Source organism: Anaeromassilibacillus senegalensis, assembly GCF_001261775.1.
In the GTDB taxonomy this organism is placed as follows: domain Bacteria; phylum Bacillota; class Clostridia; order Oscillospirales; family Acutalibacteraceae; genus Anaeromassilibacillus; species Anaeromassilibacillus senegalensis.
This window is the reverse complement of record NZ_LN868537.1, coordinates 1-17,333: the sequence shown is the minus strand read 5'-3', so window position 1 is coordinate 17,333 and position 17,333 is coordinate 1. Positions and strand designations below refer to the sequence as shown.

Below are 17,333 nucleotides of genomic sequence, written 5' to 3'. Positions count from 1 at the left end.
GATTACGTATCCCTCCTCAATATGACGCGCACCGGGATATCCGAAACCGGCTTGTACCCCCACGCCTTCAGCGTGATGACGCCTGCCGATTGACCGCCGTCCTGGATGTTCGCCGCCTGTGCCGCCGCAAGCTGGCTGGCGGTGATACTGGACGAAAACACAATGTCCTGATTGCTGGTTGCGGTCACCCCTGTAATGCTCAAACGATAGGTATATGGGGGGCTGCTCCCCTGCCACTGAGCATGGTTCAGAGTCGCGGTGATGGTTCTACTTCTGTCGGTTTTCTGTTCATACACCGCGCGGAAGGCGTCGTCTGGCACCGCGTTACCACCAAGCCCATACAGCGCCGCTGTGCTGTCTTGCAGCAGCGTCGCCTTGTTGACCGGCGTGCCTGTCTCCGTCGGGGCGTCCGCCCTCGTCATATCATAGGTATCGTTTTTCCCGGTCACCGGCGTGAGTTTCACCCGGCCCGGATAGGTTGGCACCCTGTCTTTGATAAGTCATACCTCCCCTGCATAAAAATCGCCGCTGTAATACCATGCAGCGGCGATTTTTGTAATGATCTCGTCCAGATCAACCAGTATTTTTTCAATGTCATTTGCTTCTTGATATGTTAATTTTTCCATATCCGCCGGCGCGCCCGGCGTGGAAGCGTAAACAGCTACCGCCTGCCGCAGCGCCGCAATGTCGTGCGCATACCGGTCCAATTGGTCTTTACTCGGTATGTCGGTCACCACCCAGTCTGTTTTCGGGGCGACTTCCACGGCATAACCGTACCCGTGCAGACGACCCGCGATATACTGCATGGCCTGCCCAACCCGGTTCAAGTCCACAGCGTTGTATGCGCCTTTCATGCCGGCTATCCATTCCGTGCGTTCCGCTGCCGTCATGGCAGAGAAGCTTTTCCCGTGCAGCAGCCGCCAGCGTTCGATGTCCCCTTCTGTGCGGTCTGTTACCAGCTCGTCAATGATTGCCATATCTACACCCCTATCGTGTCACAGCTTGCCGCAACGGTATTGGACAGGGCAATCTCCATTCTGGCGATCTCCCCGGTGTTTGTCCCGCCCCAAGCGTTCGGGACGGTTATGCAATCTCCCAGCCGCTCGCCACGCCAAATCAATTTTGCCTTGTTTGTGCTCCGGCGGGTGTAGTCATCATATACCCGCTGAGCTACCGCCTGCCCTATGGCCGGCGAAACCAGCGTTGCGTCGGTGATCTCCACGACGTTTTGCTTGTCGCTCGCCGTCACATTGGGATTCGTCACCGTAAATACCGACTGGTTATCCTGATACTTCACACCGCCAAACTCTACATTACCGTCGCTGCTCGCCACATATTCGTGCGCGGTCACCCGCACCTCTGTTACGATTGCTGCTGTCTCAACGGTTACACCGGTATAGACATGATCCTGCCCGATCTCCACGGCGGTACCGCCGGGCACAAACACGCGGATGCTTTCGCGCCCATCCGTGGACGCGCAGGCACCCCACGCAAACAAGACCTGCTGCATGGCTTCGCGCCGTGTGCATGGCTGGATGATACCGGACAGATTCGTGTCCGCTGTTTCAAACACCAGTTCAAAATCCGCGCCCACGATGTCCCGCAACAACTGTCTCGCCGAATACCCGGAGTAGACGCCGCCGGTAAAGGGGCTCTCACCCAGTACGCCGAACGCATCATAGCAGTCGATGTCGTAAACCGATTTCGCTGTGCGCCGGTAACCGTCCACATAATACACGCCGATCAGGTGATCGTCGTTCCAAACCTCCGTTGGCTGCTTCAATTGGAACATGTAATCCACGTCCTCCCGGCTGTCCAGCGTCCATTTCATCGTCGAGACCGGCAGCTCCGCCGCGATCAGGTTCATTTCATTGACAATGGAAGCCCGCCGGAGTTCAGTCATGCCGAAGTACCGGTAGACCCCGAAAAGGATCTGTTCCAGCTTCGCGTACCGGTACGGCAGGTTGGTTCCCAACAGGGTAATGATGATCCTGTCGTAGCTGGTCACGGTCTGCTCGCAGAAATAGGACGGTGCATCCGGTGCAAACAGCTTGTCTACCTTAAGCGTATCCCCTTGATACCACTTGACGTTGACGGACGTGCAGTAGTCCCCGGCGGCGCGGTCGAAGACCAACGTGACGCCTACCGAAGAATAGAGCTGGCTGAACCGGATGGTGATTACCGGCGGGCTGGAGAATTGGCAATTGCTGTTGCTCTGACCGGTCGACCAGAACGCCAGTTTCTGGCTCTGGCTGTCCAAAGAAACGAACTCACCGGTCAGCCCCCAATGATTCAGCTCCCCGCTGATGATAGGTTCCGGAGTTACGCCCTCCGGTAAGCGCGCGGGAACGGAAAACGTGGAGGCCGCGGACGTGGAAACCGCCGCATCCTCCGCTGCCCCCGGCGCTATGTCTTTGTATAGGACTGTTGTCTTACTCATGGCTTCACCTGCGCATCCATTGGTACAAAGTTGATTTCAATTTCATCCCAAATGTTCACCCCGTCCGCGGCGCTCTTCAGTGTTCTGGTTCCGGACGTGTAGTACGCCTCATATGAGATACTTTTCTGGCCGTCCGCGGCTTCCAGCTGCACGGAATCGTCTACTGAATGGGCTACCAGGTAATCCCAGAGCGCGTCGAAGTCCTTCTGGCTCTTGCTACTGAAAAACGTGACCTTGTGGCCGATGTACGTCCCAATGATGTCACGCACCATGCGGCCGGTCATGACACGCCCGGCATTTTCCCCGTCCAGGACGTTGAAGGTCTCCTCGATGTCCGATATGGCAACGGTGACGTCAAACGCCTGTCCATTTATCCTGCAATAATTCAAGGCTACACCTCCACCAGACGGACACCGACGCGGCGGTTTTCACGGTTGTACGCTTTGTAGGTGACTTTCCCGAACTGCTGGCCGTCCAATTCCAGTATCACGGTGGTATCGCCGGAGTCGCCCGTGACACCCATCCTGCGCAGGACGTTTTCCACGCCCTGCTCAATCGTGGACATGGGAGCTTCTATGTTTGTACCGCTCTTTTGGTCGCCCAGGATGGCCATGAACTCGCGGTTCGGAGGGATAACGGCGCCAGCAGCCAAACGGGGGATATGAACCCGGTCTATTGTTGGTATGGACCAATCAAGCCCTAAAAAGTCACCTGCCGCAGATACCACAGAATTAAGTCCTTTTATAATGCTATTGACACTATCGATAGCAAAATTAACAAACCTCTCAAATAAAGAGATCATGCTGTTGACAATTCCTTTGAATATTTCTTGCACACCCTGCCAAGCTCTATCCCAATCGCCTGAGAATACACCAGATATAAACTCTACTATTCCAACAAAAATTTGCTTCAGGTTATTGATCATATCTCCAATAACTGATTTGATCGCCTCTGCCGAGTTTGACACCATACTTTTTATTGTTTCGATGATACCATGGAATTTTCCTCCGGTCTTTTCGTCAAACCAGTCCAAAAAGCTAATAAACATATTTTTGACCGCATCTATAACAACAAAAAATATAGTCTTTAGTCCTTCAAATATCTTTCCAACTCCTCCGATGGCTTTTTCTATATCCCCAGTAAAAATACCGACAAAAAAATCTTTGAATCCATCAAGAATCATTTTAGCTCCATCTATCAATTTTTCGCCATCGCCAAAAGTCGTCACAATAGCCAGCAGCAGAGCGGCAATAGCTGCAATTAACAACGGTATCCATGAGCCAACCACAAGTGCAATCCCCAGTCCCGTCGCCAAAATGCCAGCAATTGCAAGCAATGTATTTTGCATATTCCATCCGTTTTTATCAGCATCGGCGAAGGCTGTCGCGAGCATCAGGATACCCGTAATAATCAAGCTAATACCTGCTGCCACAGGCCCTAATGCGATCCCTAAACCAATTGCAAGCCCTGTAGCCCCTAAAAGCATATCTCTTAGGTTGTCCCAAGTCACACCATTTGTCCAAGCGTCAAACATTGCCTTAATAAATGTCACCGCTGAGTAAATTGCCAAAAGTATACCCAAAAAACCTTTTAGTCCAAGCCCGAGCGATGAACTGATTTGCCATGCCAGTAATGCTGCACCAATCGCCTCGATGATACCAAGCAGATTATCTGCACCTGTTGTATCAAACTCAAAGTCTGGCGCAATCTCAGAATTTGCTCCGTTATCGCCAGTTCCTCCAGAATTACTAGAATTGGACAACTGGTTGATTTCGTCAAATGACGCTAAACTTTTTTCAGCCTTTTCTGCTGCTGAACCGACCCCTTCAAGAGCGGCCTTTTTATCGTACAAATCTTTCGCTCCCTGTTTTGAGTCATCTAATGTCATGCCGAACAGAGACGCCACCACTTTGGCAATCGCTGATACAACATCCGTTAACAGATTGACAAAAGCAATAAAGGCCGGAATAACCACGTTTACCAGTGGCTGAACCAGTGTGAGCAGAGCTGCCTTCAGTCGGGCGACTGCGGCTGTCGCGTCTTCGTTGGTCTTTATCGTCTCCCACATCCATGTTCTTAAAGACCGCAGAGCAGTGGTTATCAAAGTAAAAATAAACACACGACGGGCAAGAGCTTTCACGCGATTGAGAAACTGGTTCATGTATTTGCTTGCCCTATTCATAGCATTGCCCATCACATCCGACTGTCTTCCGCTCTCCGCAAGTTGTTGTGAAAGGCTCCCTGCTCGTTCTCTCTGTCGATTTAGCTCCCGGGTTGCGTTTTGGATGTTTGTGTCATACCTTTCCACTCGGCCTTGTACGCGGTCCCATTCTGCTTGCAATTGCCTGACTACACTTTCCTGTTCACGGATAGAACTTCTTGAGAAATACTCTGGCCCGTTTTTCATCCGATCGAGACGTGCTTTTTCCTCGTCCAAATTGGCAGCCATCTGTGCGGATTGCTCCGCTAATGGTGTTCTTTCCGCTTGCATACGACTGATTCGCTCTTTGATGGTTTCAATTTTTCGCGTCAGGCTGTTCAATTCCCTTTCGAGTTCCTGATTATCAAGATGCGTTGAGATTGTAATAGACCCATCCGAAGATCCGTTCGGCATAAATACCACCTCCTTAAAAATGGGTATAAGAAAACCGCGCCCCCGAAGGAGTGCGGTTTTCTTGAGACTTGCATGGAGCCTGACCCAGTTTGTCGTTCACCCAGTCGATAAACTGATTGTTTCAATCCACAGGCTCACGCGGAGCCTGACAGCAAAAGTCACCAAACAACGCATTCGCGTCTGGTGCAATTTTCACAGAATATTGGCTTATTCGCTAATTTTCATTTTTATCATACCTTAACTTTGCTATGGATGCAACCCATAGGAGAAATATAACAAGCCTTCTTTAGGTGTGAATCTCACGGGGATTTTATGTACGCTCCCGGTTCGCCATATCTCTCTCTTGCCCTCCTTGCCTCTCGTATTATCTCCTGTGTCATTTTTATAGATCTCTCCAAGCCATCATTATGTAGGTATTTTTTGAGTGGGATTATGATTCCTTTTCCCTCCAGGGTCAACCGGGATGTCGTCGAGACGCGGTCTGCCATTATATCTTGCCTCCTTCATTTTGTCTTGCAGGAGGTCGGCCCATCTGATATAATGGATTTATCAGATGGGAAACCTCTGGTGTGATAGCAATAACGTTTGTGCTTGGTCGTGCGGCGTTATTGCTATTTTTTTGCGTCTACATCTGCTTTTACTTTTTGGATTCCCAAGCGGACAACATCGCTCTTTGTTGTGTGCAATGCTTTGCAGCAAGCCTCTAAATCTTCGATGGTCTTTTTATCCGCTCTGATTTTCAATTGTATGTCTTTCGGATTCTCTACGGGAGGGCGCCCTGTACGTGGGGCCATCTTATCACCTCTCTTTCTGTGTACACGTTTATTATAATACCGTGTACACAACAAGTCAAGAGATTCCGGAAAAATTTTTTCCTTGCAGAAATTGTCTAAACCGGATATAATGTGAACAAATAATGAATTTTAGGAGGGATGAATTTATGTATTGTCCGAAATGCGGTAAAAATATTAGCAGTTCAAAATTTTGCCCTTATTGTGGAGCGGCGGCAGATCAGGCAATCTCAAGCCAAAATGAAACTCCATCTCCCGATCAGCAGCCAACATACCAACCTCCACAGCCTCATACTCCCTCGCCTTCAGTTCCGCCTGCCCCTACGCCGTATGTACCTTATCAGACCACACCGCCTAAGAAAAAAGGCGGTTGCTTAAAAGTCGGGCTTATTGTTTTGGGTGTTATCGTTGTGCTTGGTGTAATTGGCTCAATCTTTGGCGGAGGAGGGAATATTGATCCCGATAAAAATGTTTCTTCGACCAACGAAAGTTCTCAAATTTCTTCCAGCACACCTTCTTCAGAAGCACCTTCGTCTTCCGAGGAAAAAAAGGAATCTTTTGGCGTTGGAGAAACCGCTGAATCCGGCGGTGTAAAAATGACTCTGATGAGCATTACCGAAAGTGCAGGAAGTAAGTACATAAAACCTAACGATGGATATGTATTTTTGCAATGCAACTTTGAAATTGATAACAGTTCCGACAAAGATCTTTCCATTAGTTCAATTCTCTGTTTTGAAACCTACGTGGATGGTTATAGCACATCACAGAGTATAACCGGATTGTTGAATAGCGACGGTGGGAAAATAGATCAGCTTGACGGTTCTGTCGCGGCCGGCAAAAAAATGAAGGGTACAATTGCCTATGAAGTTCCAAAGGACTGGAAGGAAATCGAGATTCGAGTAAACCCTGACGTACTGTCATTCTTTAGTAGCGAGGTCACATTTAAAGCTATACACGAATAAACTTTAGCCTTGCAACCGTCCTCCCCACGGAGGGCGGTTTTCTTTTTACCCACCAACCCACTGCCTCAACAAATCATCTTCTTGCGCGGTATACGTTGTCCGCATGTCAACCAGATGCCGGTTCTTTTGATACCATTCCCGGTCAGATTTGTCCAGAGGCTTCCCGCGCGCCCTTAGGCTGCGGATTCGGATGATCTGCGCAAAGGTGCAATCCCCGATCTCGTAATATGCAGCGATAAAGCTCCACCAGTGCAAATACTCCACGGCGCGTATCTCCCGGCCCATCACGCGGTTTATCGGGGCCACGATGTATGTGAAATCCTGTTCCCAGTCCACCAGCTTCGGTGCCTTGCGATCCGCTGGCTGCTCCCCACAACCAAGAAACCAAAAACACTGCCGAATTGCTTCTTGGTAGTGTTCCGGCGGCATACCTGTGAAGTCTGGATAGAAAATATCCAGAACGACAAGCCCTCTGTCCTGATCGTCCAGCTCAGCGTCATTGAGAGCGGCGCAAATATCGAGCGCCGCCCTGTAATCCGACCGGATCGCATACTCTGTACCGCAAACTTCCACGCTCACAGGCAAATCGTACATCATCTGTGATATTTTTTGGTATATTTGGCAATACGGGGATTCGTCGCCTTCTGTTCCCGTGCAAATGTGGTGTCTACGACATCCATGACCGCAAGCATAAAGTTGCACCAGACGGGCAAGCCATCCGCCATTGCATAAACATTCATAGTGTCAAACAATGCAGCACACACCGGCTGGCCAAACACACCATCGACAATCTCGCGCATTTCTTTGTCGCGGCGGCGCGCGATTTCAAAAACTTCCCGCTTATCGACCATCCGCTCAATTTCTGCCTTGTAGGATTCCTGCTTCTTGTCCAGCGTATCGAATGCGTTGAAAAGACGCTCGACAAAGGCGCTGTCTGTCGGATTGAAAGTTATGTCACATTTCCCGTTCACGGTAAACGTGACCACGCCGGTGTCAAAATTTAATTCTGCCATCTCACCGCCCCCTTACGCCGCTGTGGTCGCTGTGAACGTAACCGTCCCGTTGGAAACAGCCGCTGTTCCGGTCTCTCGTTCTCCGCCAAAGGTCACGTCGATCGGCATTCCAATGTTCGCGCTGCCTCCCAAGCCTGAAGGCTTCACCATGCAGGACTTGTAGCGCTCAGCAAACACAGAGGATTCTGACGCGCCGGCATAGCAATGCACTACCAGCAAGTCCTGGTTGGCCAGCGCCGCGGCATCCTGGTCCTTGACCGCCAGATTCCAGATTTTCTGCTGCGCCAGATCGCCCGCATCCAGCTCACACGGGTCGAAGGTCTGTGTAATCGTCGGTTTCTTCATGGTCGTGTAGTTGATCCCGAAAATATCCGTCTTGGATTCCTCGCCCCAGTCGTATTCCATAGAGCTGTCCTCTACGCGCTTACCGATCGCGCTCCAAACCGGTTCCGCCTCCGTTCCGGTATTCAGGTACAGGATCAGCAGTTTGCGTTCCGCCACGGTTCCCGCAGCAGTATTAAAAGTCATGTCACCCATTTGTTTATCACCTCATATTTTTTAGTAAATTGGGCGGAAAGCTGGACCATGTATGTGGCCGTGCCTTCCTCGTCCGCCTCGTACAGGACGCCGTTCTGCGCCATGATTCTTTCATTCTGGGGCACATCCCCGAAAACCGGAGCGCGTCCCATCACGGACTCCTCTTGCACCCACATTTGGAAGTCCATGATCCAGTCGGCGTTGATCGCGGCGCCAGTATCGTCCCCCGGGGCCTTCTCGAATACATAGTACAGGCCGAAATTGTATTGGTTGGTCACAGTGACATTGCCCATGATGTCTTTCCGCCGGTCCACTTCCACCAATCCGGAAGGGTACATGCCGCCGTTGCCCGGAATCTGGTCCGTGTAGTCCACCTGAAAATCATGCAGGATGTCATATCCGGGGTATGCTGAAATCCACTTTCGGATTGTCTCTAACGCGGTCATCATCTTCCCGCCTTTCTGTTTACGTACCTTTGCAGTTCTGTTTGCAATACTTTCCCTTCGGCGGCCTTCAGGCGGCGGTCCCAGAAAGGGCCTGCCAGAGGATTCTTGCCTTTGGTGTATTTTATGTTTCTGTTACTCAGCACTTTGGGTACACCTTTTCGGCTCTTCCACTGCCCGTCCTGATCCAAAAAGCCCGCTGCCTTAGTCACCGGGTCAACCATCACCTTGCCATAATAGAGATACCGGGCCGCTGGACCCGGCACCACAATGTACGGCTTAGATATGGGGCTTGATGCTACCGTCTGTTTGATGAGCATGCCTTCTCTATATGGCATGTACTTCACGATGCGTCGCAGGACGTTCGCCGTGTGGAACCGCTGTACGTCCCCGCCCGCCGTCAGCCCTTTGGCCTGCAAAATCTGGTTCACAGGCCGCATATTTACCGATATTCTGCCAACTAAATTCACCCGCCCGCCTCCACATGGACCATTTGGCCCTGCCAATATTTCGAGTCCACGTACTGGACCACCACCAGGCCCGGCACCTTCGCGGGGATAAAAGCCGCCCAGTCTTCACGTGTGGCGACTTCCGGGCCAACCCCTAAAATCACCTTATCCCCCACAAAAACCGGCTGAGAATCGCAGGGGATGACCAGCAGGAAGGTGTTTGCTTCCCTGCTCCCGGTCTTGTCTACATTCCGCGTCTTGCGAAAATCCAATAACGCACGGTCATGCACGGTTCGGGTATAGGTCTCTTTCCCGTCCCAGTGGTAGACCGTCACCATCTGGTTGCACTTGGAGTAATCCACCGGTGGCCCGTCCTTTTTTCGCACGCTCAGCATCAGCCACACCCCCTGCTAATGTCCAGATAGAGACACGCGCACCGGTACAACTCCCGAGCCTGCGCTTTGGGGCTGATGTCTATCTGCGGCGCCTGCCGGCTGCTGGACACAGACCCGATGGAGGAACTGGTAACCAGCTCCCCACTTTGAGCCGTCTCGTAATAGTAGAGGGCGTCCGCCATGGCGCAAACCGCCATGTTCTCGCTGTCAGCATCCGGGGCCGTCACGGTGTAGATGCGCTTATACCGGTCCAGCTGAGCTTGTGCTCGCGCGGTCAGCCGGGAGAATTCCTCAAAGGGAATCGCATTGTCTCCGCAGTATCGGTCTATGTAGAATGGATAGTCTACCATAGCGGCGCCCCTTTCCTTATTTTTTCGGTCTCTGTTCCCCTTCAGGCGCTTTGTCCACGGGACGGGGCGCCTCTTTTTTCGGCGGAATGTAACCGATTACTTTTGCCATCAGATACCCCTCCCTTACGCGCTTGCAGGCTTATGGCTGACGTAAACGCCGGCCAGTTTGTTTGTATACAGGTCCGCGATGCCGACGTTGCGATAGCCAAACTTGTACCCGTCGGCGTCCTGGTTCACTTCCGGAGTGATGATCTTCGGCGCAACATGCTTTTCAAACTGGATCACGGCGGGCTTATGCGCAATCATGAAATTGATATCCGCCGCGCCTTCCGCTTTCGTGTAGCCGCCGGCCGACTCTGCGTCTTTGCCGCTGCGCTGTTTGATCGCAGTATAGAAGCGCGTTTGCGGAACCTTCACGGTTCCCGCAAAGTTCTGCAAAACCTCGCGGCTCTTTGTGGTGTCCAAGTCCTGAACCATACCGAGCAGCGTCGGTGTGATGAACAGATAGCGCTCCGTCTGGGGCACTTCGTCCTCGTCCATTGCGTTCACCGCGGCACGAATTGCGGCTAGCAGAGCGGCGCCGTCCGCCATGGTCTCTTCCTTCTTGGATACACCGCTTTTTCCGCAGTAAGCAGCAAAGCGGAAGGCGTCCAGTTCAGGCACCACCTGGGTACGGATGAATTCCGCGGCCAGACGGCCGAAGGCAAGACCAGCAGTCTCCAGGTTATCCATCGTATCCACGTTGAACATACGGCCGCGGTCGAAGTTGCATTTCACCGTCTCATTGGTCAGCGTGACGTCGCCTTTAATGTAGCCGTCGTTGCGGCTGTAGTCGCCCAATCCCTGCATGCTCAGCATGGGGATGACCAATTCATTTGCATTTGCACCTTGCTGTGCCAGATCAGACGCACCGTCCAGCACGCCTGTCAGGCTAGAAAGTTTGTATACTTCGTCCAGCATTGTTACAAATCTTTTTGCCAGTTCAATTGCGTTTGGCATATAATTACCTCTTTCTCAATTTATTATTTTGTCTCGGGTTCCGGCAGGCCCATAGCCGCGCGCAGCGCAGCGTCTGGCCCTGCGATCAGCTTCTGTGTTCCGGTCCCTCCGGCGTAGGGCGGCGGGATCTGATCGGATTCAAACAGGTATCCGCTGTCCTTCTTCAGGGCCTCCAGCGCGGTCTTGATGTCCGCTTCCTGGTTTTTGCTGGCCTTGAGCGTGTCGACGTCCAGCAGGGCGGTGACGGCCTTTGCGTTCTTGCCTTTGGCAGCGGTGATAGCCTGAGTCAGCAATCCCTGAAACTCCATATTGGCAATCTTGGCAGCAGCGTCCTTTTCAGCTTGCTCCGCCTTCTGTTTCCAGTCTTCGGCCTCTTTGCGCACGGTCTCAATGTCCATGTCCTTAAAGCCGTTGATGGTCTCGTTGGCCTTGGCCAGCTGGTTCTTGACATCCTCATAGTCTGCGAGGGGCTTTTTGGTTGCCTCAATATCCTTGCCGTTTTCTTCCATAATGGCGTCGATAATTTCCTTGGTCAGGGTCTGGTCACCCACCTTGAAATTCTGTAGAAACTCCCGTTTCATTGTGTTCCTTTCTCTGTTACGCTTTGGTGACGGGGGTCGCGTCCCCTACAGCCCCGTAGTTTTACGACGTCGGGCCGGTCAATTTTGGGTATAAAAAAGGACACCCTTTCGGATGTCCTGAATCAAAATGAATATGAAAAAACTACCGTCCCGAAGGTTGGTGGTTTAATAAAAGATATTTCCTGTCTCTTGAGCCTTCTTATAATGCTTTTTCCAGTACTCATAGGACTCTATTGCCTCAGAAGGCGCTTTCTCCGTCAGATGAGGGAATTCATTTTCGTCGTACCAAACCCATTCCGGATTTGACTTGAAAAATGTCATCTTCACAATGTGATCAGATAAACTCATATAATCCCCATCTCCTTTAAAAATTCTTGGCAAAACCGTCTTGGTTTATTACTAGTATACCATTCCGAAAAAGCCTCTGCAATTACTTCTTGATATGCGGGTCGTGTGTCAGTTGTGGCATATGCGGAAAGTTCCCGTCTCAACGCTAATTCTCGTTGCCCAACATTTACATGCCCATAACCAAGTCGTAGCAATACTTTGTCTACCGGTTTGCGCAGGCTCCCCATTTCCTTCGTATCCCACACGGCATGACCATATTCATGATAGAAGAATGCACGGGCATCTGTCCCCGTAGGAAAATGTCCAGCTTCCATCAACTCTGCATATTCTTCCTGAAGTTCACCCCAGTTTTTCAGCAAAGAATGGTTGTAATGAATAGATTGTGTCTTCCTGTCATACCATCCAATTGTGGTGTTGTCCGTACTGTGACTTAGAACAACGGTAAGACCTTCTGCCACCTCTGGGTATTGTCCAGATAGCCTTGAGAATGCTGTCTGCATTTCTTCCAGAATTCTTGCGTCACCAGCGTAGGAATCAAATCCTTTTATAGATATACCGGCCTCCTGCATTTTCCTTTTGAAAGAACTCACAATACTTTCCTGCCGCCGATAGACCGCCGTGGCTCTCGCTGCCTCTCCGCGGCCAAACCCAGCCACCTGCGCCCGCTCAGGCTCCGTGCGCAGACCGGCGGCTGCGGAGAACCGCTTGTATTCCGCATTCAGCTGTTGCAGTCTGATCCGGTCAGGTTGAAGTTTTTCGGCATCTCCTGTGGTCTCATCAACCAGGATGCGGTTCTTCTGCGCGCGGATAGACCGCTCGATTTTCCGCTGCATCTGCGTGGCCTCATAGCCCGTGTAATGCTTGCCTTGATAGGTAATCCCTTTCTCGTTGTCTTCCCGAAACTGCCGGAGTTGCTCCGCGGTATACTGCGGGCTGTTTATCCCCAGAATGATCGGGAACGCTACATGACCACAGTTTAACGTGCCGATCCGGCGAACAAGACTGTTGTTCAGTGCCGTGTACTCCGCATCGCTGTATTGCTTACCCTGGATCGGTTCGTGGTCCGGCGCGCTGTTGGCGTGCGCTGAAATCTCCCAGCCGTCGCAGCCAAGGTCGTCGTGGTTCTGCTGCTCGATCTGTTCATTCATGAGACCCAGACCACCCATGATATTGCGTCGGACTGCAGCTTCCAGGGAGGTATGGACGCCGCTCTCATAGTTGATCGTCCGCACGCCATATTTCGCGATATTGGCGCAGGCTGTGCGGATGGCCGTATTGTAATCCGCGGCGCCGGTTAACACCTGCTTGAACGCGAAGTCAGTGCAGGAGCGATACACATCTTGCAAAGGCAGCGCCCTGCCAAATGGATCCACCATTCCGAGGGTCCTTGTCATATTGTCGAGGTCCTTCCCCGCCAGCGCAACCGCAGCCGCAACGATCTGCTGCAAGCTCTCGTTGGCGTGGAATGGCACGGCCTGCACGAACGGCAGACGCTTGATGTCAAAATCATAACCCACTTCCGCCGTCTGGGTAAGAAGTTTCCGAAGTTCCCGGTGAGAGACTTTCAGACGCTTGCGCAGCTCCTTCTTCAGCTGCCGCTGGCTGACACCCAATTGCTGCGCCTGCCATACCTGATATGCCGCTGTGCTGGTGAGCTGCCCGGCCTCTGAGATACGGCGCGCGATGTCCTCAATGAGGAAGTCGTTGATTGGGTCCGTAATATGACTGGCGACATCTTGGAGGGCCGCGATTTGCTCCGGCGTCAGCACTTATTCCGCCCCCTCGATAATCCGCCTAGCCTCTTCCTTGCTGACGCCGATCGCCACCGAAACGATGTTAACAGCTTGTCCTTCAGTAAGCTGACCGGCCTGCAGCTGTGCAATAACGGATATGAGAGACTGCGTCTGAGCTCCGTTGAGCGTTTTTCCGGCCACGTCTTCGGCGGTGTCTACTACGTCCTCATTGCTTTCTTGCTGTGATCCATCCAGCGGCAGGTCCTCTCCAAGCAGCGCTTGTATCTCTGGCATGTAGTCCCGATGGATCTTTGCTAATTGTGTAGAAGTCTTGCAGGGAAGGTTGAAGTACCATGCCAGAGCCAGTTCGGGTTTGAGCATCCCTGCCGCTACCATCTCCTTTCGTTCCATCCATGCTTTGTCACGATCATAGAGAACACCATTGCCCCAATCGATGGAGACTTCCCTTTCCGGATCCAAAGCCGGGCCGTTGTATACTTGGTACATTCGCCCCAGAATCTCACACACCCGGACTGCTTCCCGGACTGCATTCTCCCACATCTGCTGGAAGTCAATAATTGTGAGGTTGTAGTCACCCTCGCTGGAAGTAACCTCCGTCGCGGTCCGCTCTGCCGCCTCGACCTCGGACAAAAGGCCGCGCTTGAGACCAATGAGGGATTCCACATTGCGGAGATATTCTGTTTTCCGTGCAAGGAACGACTGCTCTCTGAATGCCGGGGAAAAGATGGTGATTCCGATGTCATCCGGGTCTTCGTCGACAGCAGTAAATACATGGTCCCTCAGCCGGCGGCGCTTCCCGTCTTCTCCCATCTCCATCATGTCGCCGCCAACAATGATGCGGGATTCCCCTCGCTCGAACTCGCCATTAATCTGCGCCTCGTTGTGGTTGATGTTGTGGATAAGGCCCGCCGCCGGCGCGTAAATGCTCACCGGGTCCGGGCTGCCGTCCACACAGTTTTCCAGGGGTGTTCGCAAGGGGATTAGTCCCAGGGAGTGAACAGGTTGCGGCAAGACATTGACCGGCCGGAGGGCTGCATATTTGTCTAGTGCTACCAACGGCACCGGTGTACCCAGAACATTCTCGGTATCGGACTGATACAGTTTGCTCTCAATGGTAAGATATCCGGCAGCATCCACCTGGCGGCGTTCCAGCAGCGTATAGTAGGTTTTGCCTTGAACGGTTCGTTCTGCTGTACCGATATCTGTCAGCTCATCCCGTTCGTTTCGGCCCAGCGCCATGTAGTTTCCTCTGGATACGACGCTGAAACACAGGCCGCCTGCTGTGAAGATAGGCTTCAGGTAGCACTGGCCTCCAATAAGCGCCTGCTGCATGGCCTTCTTCCGGCACACCTCCAACGCTTGGAGGATCTTCGTCACATATTCATTGTCGCTGGCCGCTTCGTATTCTGAGAAGGCCGTCTTGGTCAGCTTGGATACAATGGCCACCGGCAACCGCTGGCAGGGGTCTTCCTTGTCTGTACTTTCCGTCTGATAGTACAGCAGCGCCCAATCCTGTATAGCTGTCCGCATCTCCTGAGTGGTTATATCCTTCACACCGAATGCCTGTTCAAAATTATACACTTTGCTACTATTAAAGAGCGCAGAAAACACACTCACGTCTTATGCACCTCCCCGCAGTTTATGGTTATGCGAGGTTGGCGGCGAACCGCAGCGTGAATTCCGTCTATGTAGGCGTTCAAGCGTTCGTTCTCCTGCTTCAAATCGGAAATAACATCCACAAGATGCCTGTTCGTCTCCAGCAGATCGTCCCGGCACCATGCGGGCAGGAACTTGCCGAAAAGCCAGTTTTTAATCTTTGTCATTTTCCCCTCCGTTTCCAGGTCTGGAACATCCCGTAGGAAACTGCGTCAATGTGATGGTTATTTAAATCAGGGTAACCCTCAAGCACTTCTCCGGTCTTCTTGTCTCGCTCATATTCATACTCACTGAATTCCTTCGCCGTGTCCGGACACCGCACTGGATCAATGACAATAGCCGGCAGAGATTGAAGCCACTTCATCCTGTAATTTACGCTTCCTGGCCCCTTCTCGACACCTCTGCAACGTATCCCGGCGCTTCGGTAGTCCCCAATGCTTTTAGGCTCCGCGCTGTCCGCAATGACAATCTCATTCTCAGGAATGCGCTCTCGCAACAGCTCCGCTGTCTCTTGGTTGCCGGTCCGGTGTCGAGTCAGCTCATCGAACAGGTACAGGGTCCGGCGGCCCGCATCGTAGTGCATCCGGTTCCAGGCCCAGGGATCCGGATACCAACCCCAGTCCACACCGGAAGCAATTCGATCAAACTGCCGAATTTGCTCATCTGTGATAGGCTCCAGACGCAGATTTTCAAACACCTGCGTACCGCTGCCTACAACCTCACCCAGGTACTCATGTCGGTAGGCCGTCTCATTGGTTGCTTTCAGATGTTCGGCATCGTCCAGGAACCGCGGTCCCAGCCATTCGGGCGGGGTGGTCAGATAGGTGCTATGGTAGACCCGCTTCCCGGCTTTTGCTTCCAGCGCATACCGGTTCGCCCAGTTCCGGGCCATGGCCGGCGGGTTGAAGGTCTTGAAGCAAATGGAGTGTGGTCCGCCACGGAACAGAGACTGCTCCACGTTGCGGACCTCCTCCGGCCCGGCAAACTGGTCCAGTTCCTCGAACCAGGCAATACCTACATACCCAAATGGAACTTTGATGGATTTCAGCTTTCCTGGGTCGTCCAACCCGAAAAAAAGCACCTTCTGACCGGTGGTCAGATAGGTGCATTCCATGGGACTAACTGTACAGCGAAATTTTCTTGTTAGGCCCAACTCCGCAATGGCCCAGCAGATTTGCGCATACACGGAAGACCGGAGGGTGTTCCCTATCTTTCGCAGCACCACCGCGTGACAATCCGGGTACCGCAGGAGCTGGAGAACGGTCTCTACCCCCGCCCAGGAGGACTTGCAAGAGCCACGCCCGCCGGTGGCGACCATTTCCCTGATTCCCGTCTTTACCGCTCTGTGCGGCTCATAGAAGGCCGGGGACAGAATTTCCGATAGCCTACACGTCGTCAATGATCTGCACCCCCTCGTCTTCCTGCTGTCCTTCTGGTTTGTCCCTCCAGCCTTTAAAATTGTTTATAAGGCTAAATTTCGCACCCATTGCGCCATCACGGTCATATAGTCTTTCTTCTGCATATGCCTCACATCGAGATTTTGCGCGCATAACCGTGTCAACAAATGCTTTTCGTCCTTGATAATTTAATAAAGCCTGTCTCGATGTAAATCCTAACGCGAGTGCCAACCCAGTAACCGTAGGCGGCTTTTGTCCAACCATAACAGGGGCTCCCCATTTGTTTAAAACCGGATTCCCGTCATCGTCCCTCAACAGCTCCCCTTCACATGCTAAGAAGTAAGCGTCAATTGCTTTTTGCAGCTCTTCCGCTGTCTTGTATTTCAATGGCCGTGCCATCAATCATCCCCCCTATCCGGAGGCCGGCCTCTGCTTGCAGCAGCTCTCGCTTCATGGAGTTGCTGGCACAAATCTCCCCGCATACAAATGAGCTGCATGATGTAAGCGTTCACATCTTGGCGGCCGGTCTTCAGTTTCGATAATTTATCATCCATCAGTGCTATTTCAGCTTCATATTCTGCTATCACATTCCTGTAATCCACCG

Annotated in this window: 21 protein-coding genes; 1 reads left to right on the top strand and 20 read right to left on the bottom strand. The window is 52.2% G+C overall.

The features are described from left to right. Positions 1-2 precede the first annotated feature (2 nt). Genes BN2106_RS05665 through BN2106_RS05645 form a run of 5 tightly spaced genes read right to left on the bottom strand, consistent with a single transcriptional unit; the run spans position 3 to position 5,054 of the window. A complete protein-coding gene (locus BN2106_RS05665; protein WP_050697626.1) occupies positions 3-485 on the bottom strand; it encodes a hypothetical protein in 483 nt (160 codons plus the stop codon). Between the two features lie 15 nt (positions 486-500). Beyond that, complete coding sequence (locus tag BN2106_RS05660) at positions 501-977, bottom strand: hypothetical protein (RefSeq protein WP_050697625.1); 477 nt, start codon at positions 975-977, stop codon at positions 501-503. 2 nt (positions 978-979) lie between these two features. Then, positions 980-2,440: a hypothetical protein gene (locus BN2106_RS05655; RefSeq protein WP_050697624.1), complete on the bottom strand. Its 1,461-nt coding sequence runs from the start codon at positions 2,438-2,440 to the stop codon at positions 980-982. Further along, positions 2,437-2,829: a hypothetical protein gene (locus BN2106_RS05650; RefSeq protein WP_050697623.1), complete on the bottom strand. Its 393-nt coding sequence runs from the start codon at positions 2,827-2,829 to the stop codon at positions 2,437-2,439. The genes BN2106_RS05655 and BN2106_RS05650 overlap by 4 nt, the downstream gene beginning before the upstream one ends. A gap of 2 nt (positions 2,830-2,831) precedes the next feature. Next, positions 2,832-5,054 carry a hypothetical protein gene (locus tag BN2106_RS05645; RefSeq protein WP_050697622.1) on the bottom strand — a complete coding sequence of 741 codons (2,223 nt, stop codon included), beginning with the start codon at positions 5,052-5,054 and terminating at the stop codon, positions 2,832-2,834. A 940-nt stretch (positions 5,055-5,994) separates the two neighbouring features. On the opposite strand from BN2106_RS05645, the gene BN2106_RS15540 reads away from it, so the two are divergent. Then, a complete protein-coding gene (locus BN2106_RS15540; RefSeq protein ID WP_195891792.1) occupies positions 5,995-6,807 on the top strand; it encodes a DUF4352 domain-containing protein in 813 nt (270 codons plus the stop codon). A gap of 45 nt (positions 6,808-6,852) precedes the next feature. Here the strand turns inward: BN2106_RS15540 and BN2106_RS05620 are convergent, their stop codons facing one another. The 15 genes from BN2106_RS05620 to BN2106_RS16595 form a co-directional block, all read right to left on the bottom strand. Beyond that, a complete protein-coding gene (locus BN2106_RS05620) occupies positions 6,853-7,401 on the bottom strand; it encodes a Gp15 family bacteriophage protein (RefSeq protein WP_242846299.1) in 549 nt (182 codons plus the stop codon). Continuing rightward, on the bottom strand, positions 7,401-7,820 hold the full coding sequence (locus BN2106_RS05615; RefSeq protein ID WP_050697616.1) for a hypothetical protein: 420 nt from the start codon (positions 7,818-7,820) through the stop codon (positions 7,401-7,403). Before BN2106_RS05615 ends, BN2106_RS05620 begins: the two co-directional genes overlap by 1 nt. A 12-nt stretch (positions 7,821-7,832) precedes the next feature. Further along, positions 7,833-8,357: a hypothetical protein gene (locus BN2106_RS05610; protein ID WP_050697615.1), complete on the bottom strand. Its 525-nt coding sequence runs from the start codon at positions 8,355-8,357 to the stop codon at positions 7,833-7,835. Continuing rightward, on the bottom strand, positions 8,345-8,806 hold the full coding sequence (locus BN2106_RS05605) for a hypothetical protein (RefSeq protein ID WP_154666435.1): 462 nt from the start codon (positions 8,804-8,806) through the stop codon (positions 8,345-8,347). Before BN2106_RS05605 ends, BN2106_RS05610 begins: the two co-directional genes overlap by 13 nt. Beyond that, a complete protein-coding gene (locus BN2106_RS05600; protein WP_050697613.1) occupies positions 8,803-9,270 on the bottom strand; it encodes a minor capsid protein in 468 nt (155 codons plus the stop codon). Before BN2106_RS05600 ends, BN2106_RS05605 begins: the two co-directional genes overlap by 4 nt. Next, positions 9,267-9,644, bottom strand: a complete 378-nt coding sequence (locus BN2106_RS05595) for a hypothetical protein (RefSeq protein ID WP_050697612.1) — start codon at positions 9,642-9,644, stop codon at positions 9,267-9,269. The genes BN2106_RS05600 and BN2106_RS05595 overlap by 4 nt, the downstream gene beginning before the upstream one ends. Next, positions 9,644-9,994 carry a head-tail connector protein gene (locus BN2106_RS05590; protein WP_050697611.1) on the bottom strand — a complete coding sequence of 117 codons (351 nt, stop codon included), beginning with the start codon at positions 9,992-9,994 and terminating at the stop codon, positions 9,644-9,646. The genes BN2106_RS05595 and BN2106_RS05590 overlap by 1 nt, the downstream gene beginning before the upstream one ends. A gap of 123 nt (positions 9,995-10,117) precedes the next feature. Continuing rightward, positions 10,118-10,993 carry a hypothetical protein gene (locus BN2106_RS05585; RefSeq protein ID WP_050697610.1) on the bottom strand — a complete coding sequence of 292 codons (876 nt, stop codon included), beginning with the start codon at positions 10,991-10,993 and terminating at the stop codon, positions 10,118-10,120. 23 nt (positions 10,994-11,016) lie between these two features. Continuing rightward, complete coding sequence (locus BN2106_RS05580; RefSeq protein WP_050697609.1) at positions 11,017-11,574, bottom strand: phage scaffolding protein; 558 nt, start codon at positions 11,572-11,574, stop codon at positions 11,017-11,019. A gap of 344 nt (positions 11,575-11,918) precedes the next feature. Further along, positions 11,919-13,691, bottom strand: coding sequence for a phage minor capsid protein (locus BN2106_RS05570; RefSeq protein WP_050697607.1), 1,773 nt, complete (start codon positions 13,689-13,691; stop codon positions 11,919-11,921). Continuing rightward, positions 13,692-15,293, bottom strand: a complete 1,602-nt coding sequence (locus BN2106_RS05565; protein ID WP_050697606.1) for a phage portal protein — start codon at positions 15,291-15,293, stop codon at positions 13,692-13,694. It abuts the gene before it with no gap. Beyond that, entirely contained in the window at positions 15,290-15,499 is a 210-nt protein-coding gene (locus BN2106_RS05560) for a hypothetical protein (RefSeq protein ID WP_050697605.1), read from the bottom strand. The genes BN2106_RS05565 and BN2106_RS05560 overlap by 4 nt, the downstream gene beginning before the upstream one ends. Further along, on the bottom strand, positions 15,496-16,731 hold the full coding sequence (locus BN2106_RS05555) for a PBSX family phage terminase large subunit (RefSeq protein WP_050697604.1): 1,236 nt from the start codon (positions 16,729-16,731) through the stop codon (positions 15,496-15,498). Before BN2106_RS05555 ends, BN2106_RS05560 begins: the two co-directional genes overlap by 4 nt. Continuing rightward, positions 16,718-17,128: a terminase small subunit gene (locus BN2106_RS05550; RefSeq protein ID WP_050697603.1), complete on the bottom strand. Its 411-nt coding sequence runs from the start codon at positions 17,126-17,128 to the stop codon at positions 16,718-16,720. Before BN2106_RS05550 ends, BN2106_RS05555 begins: the two co-directional genes overlap by 14 nt. Further along, on the bottom strand, positions 17,128-17,333 hold a 206-nt coding region (locus tag BN2106_RS16595), incomplete at its 5' end, for a hypothetical protein (protein ID WP_207641701.1). The genes BN2106_RS05550 and BN2106_RS16595, both read right to left, overlap by 1 nt.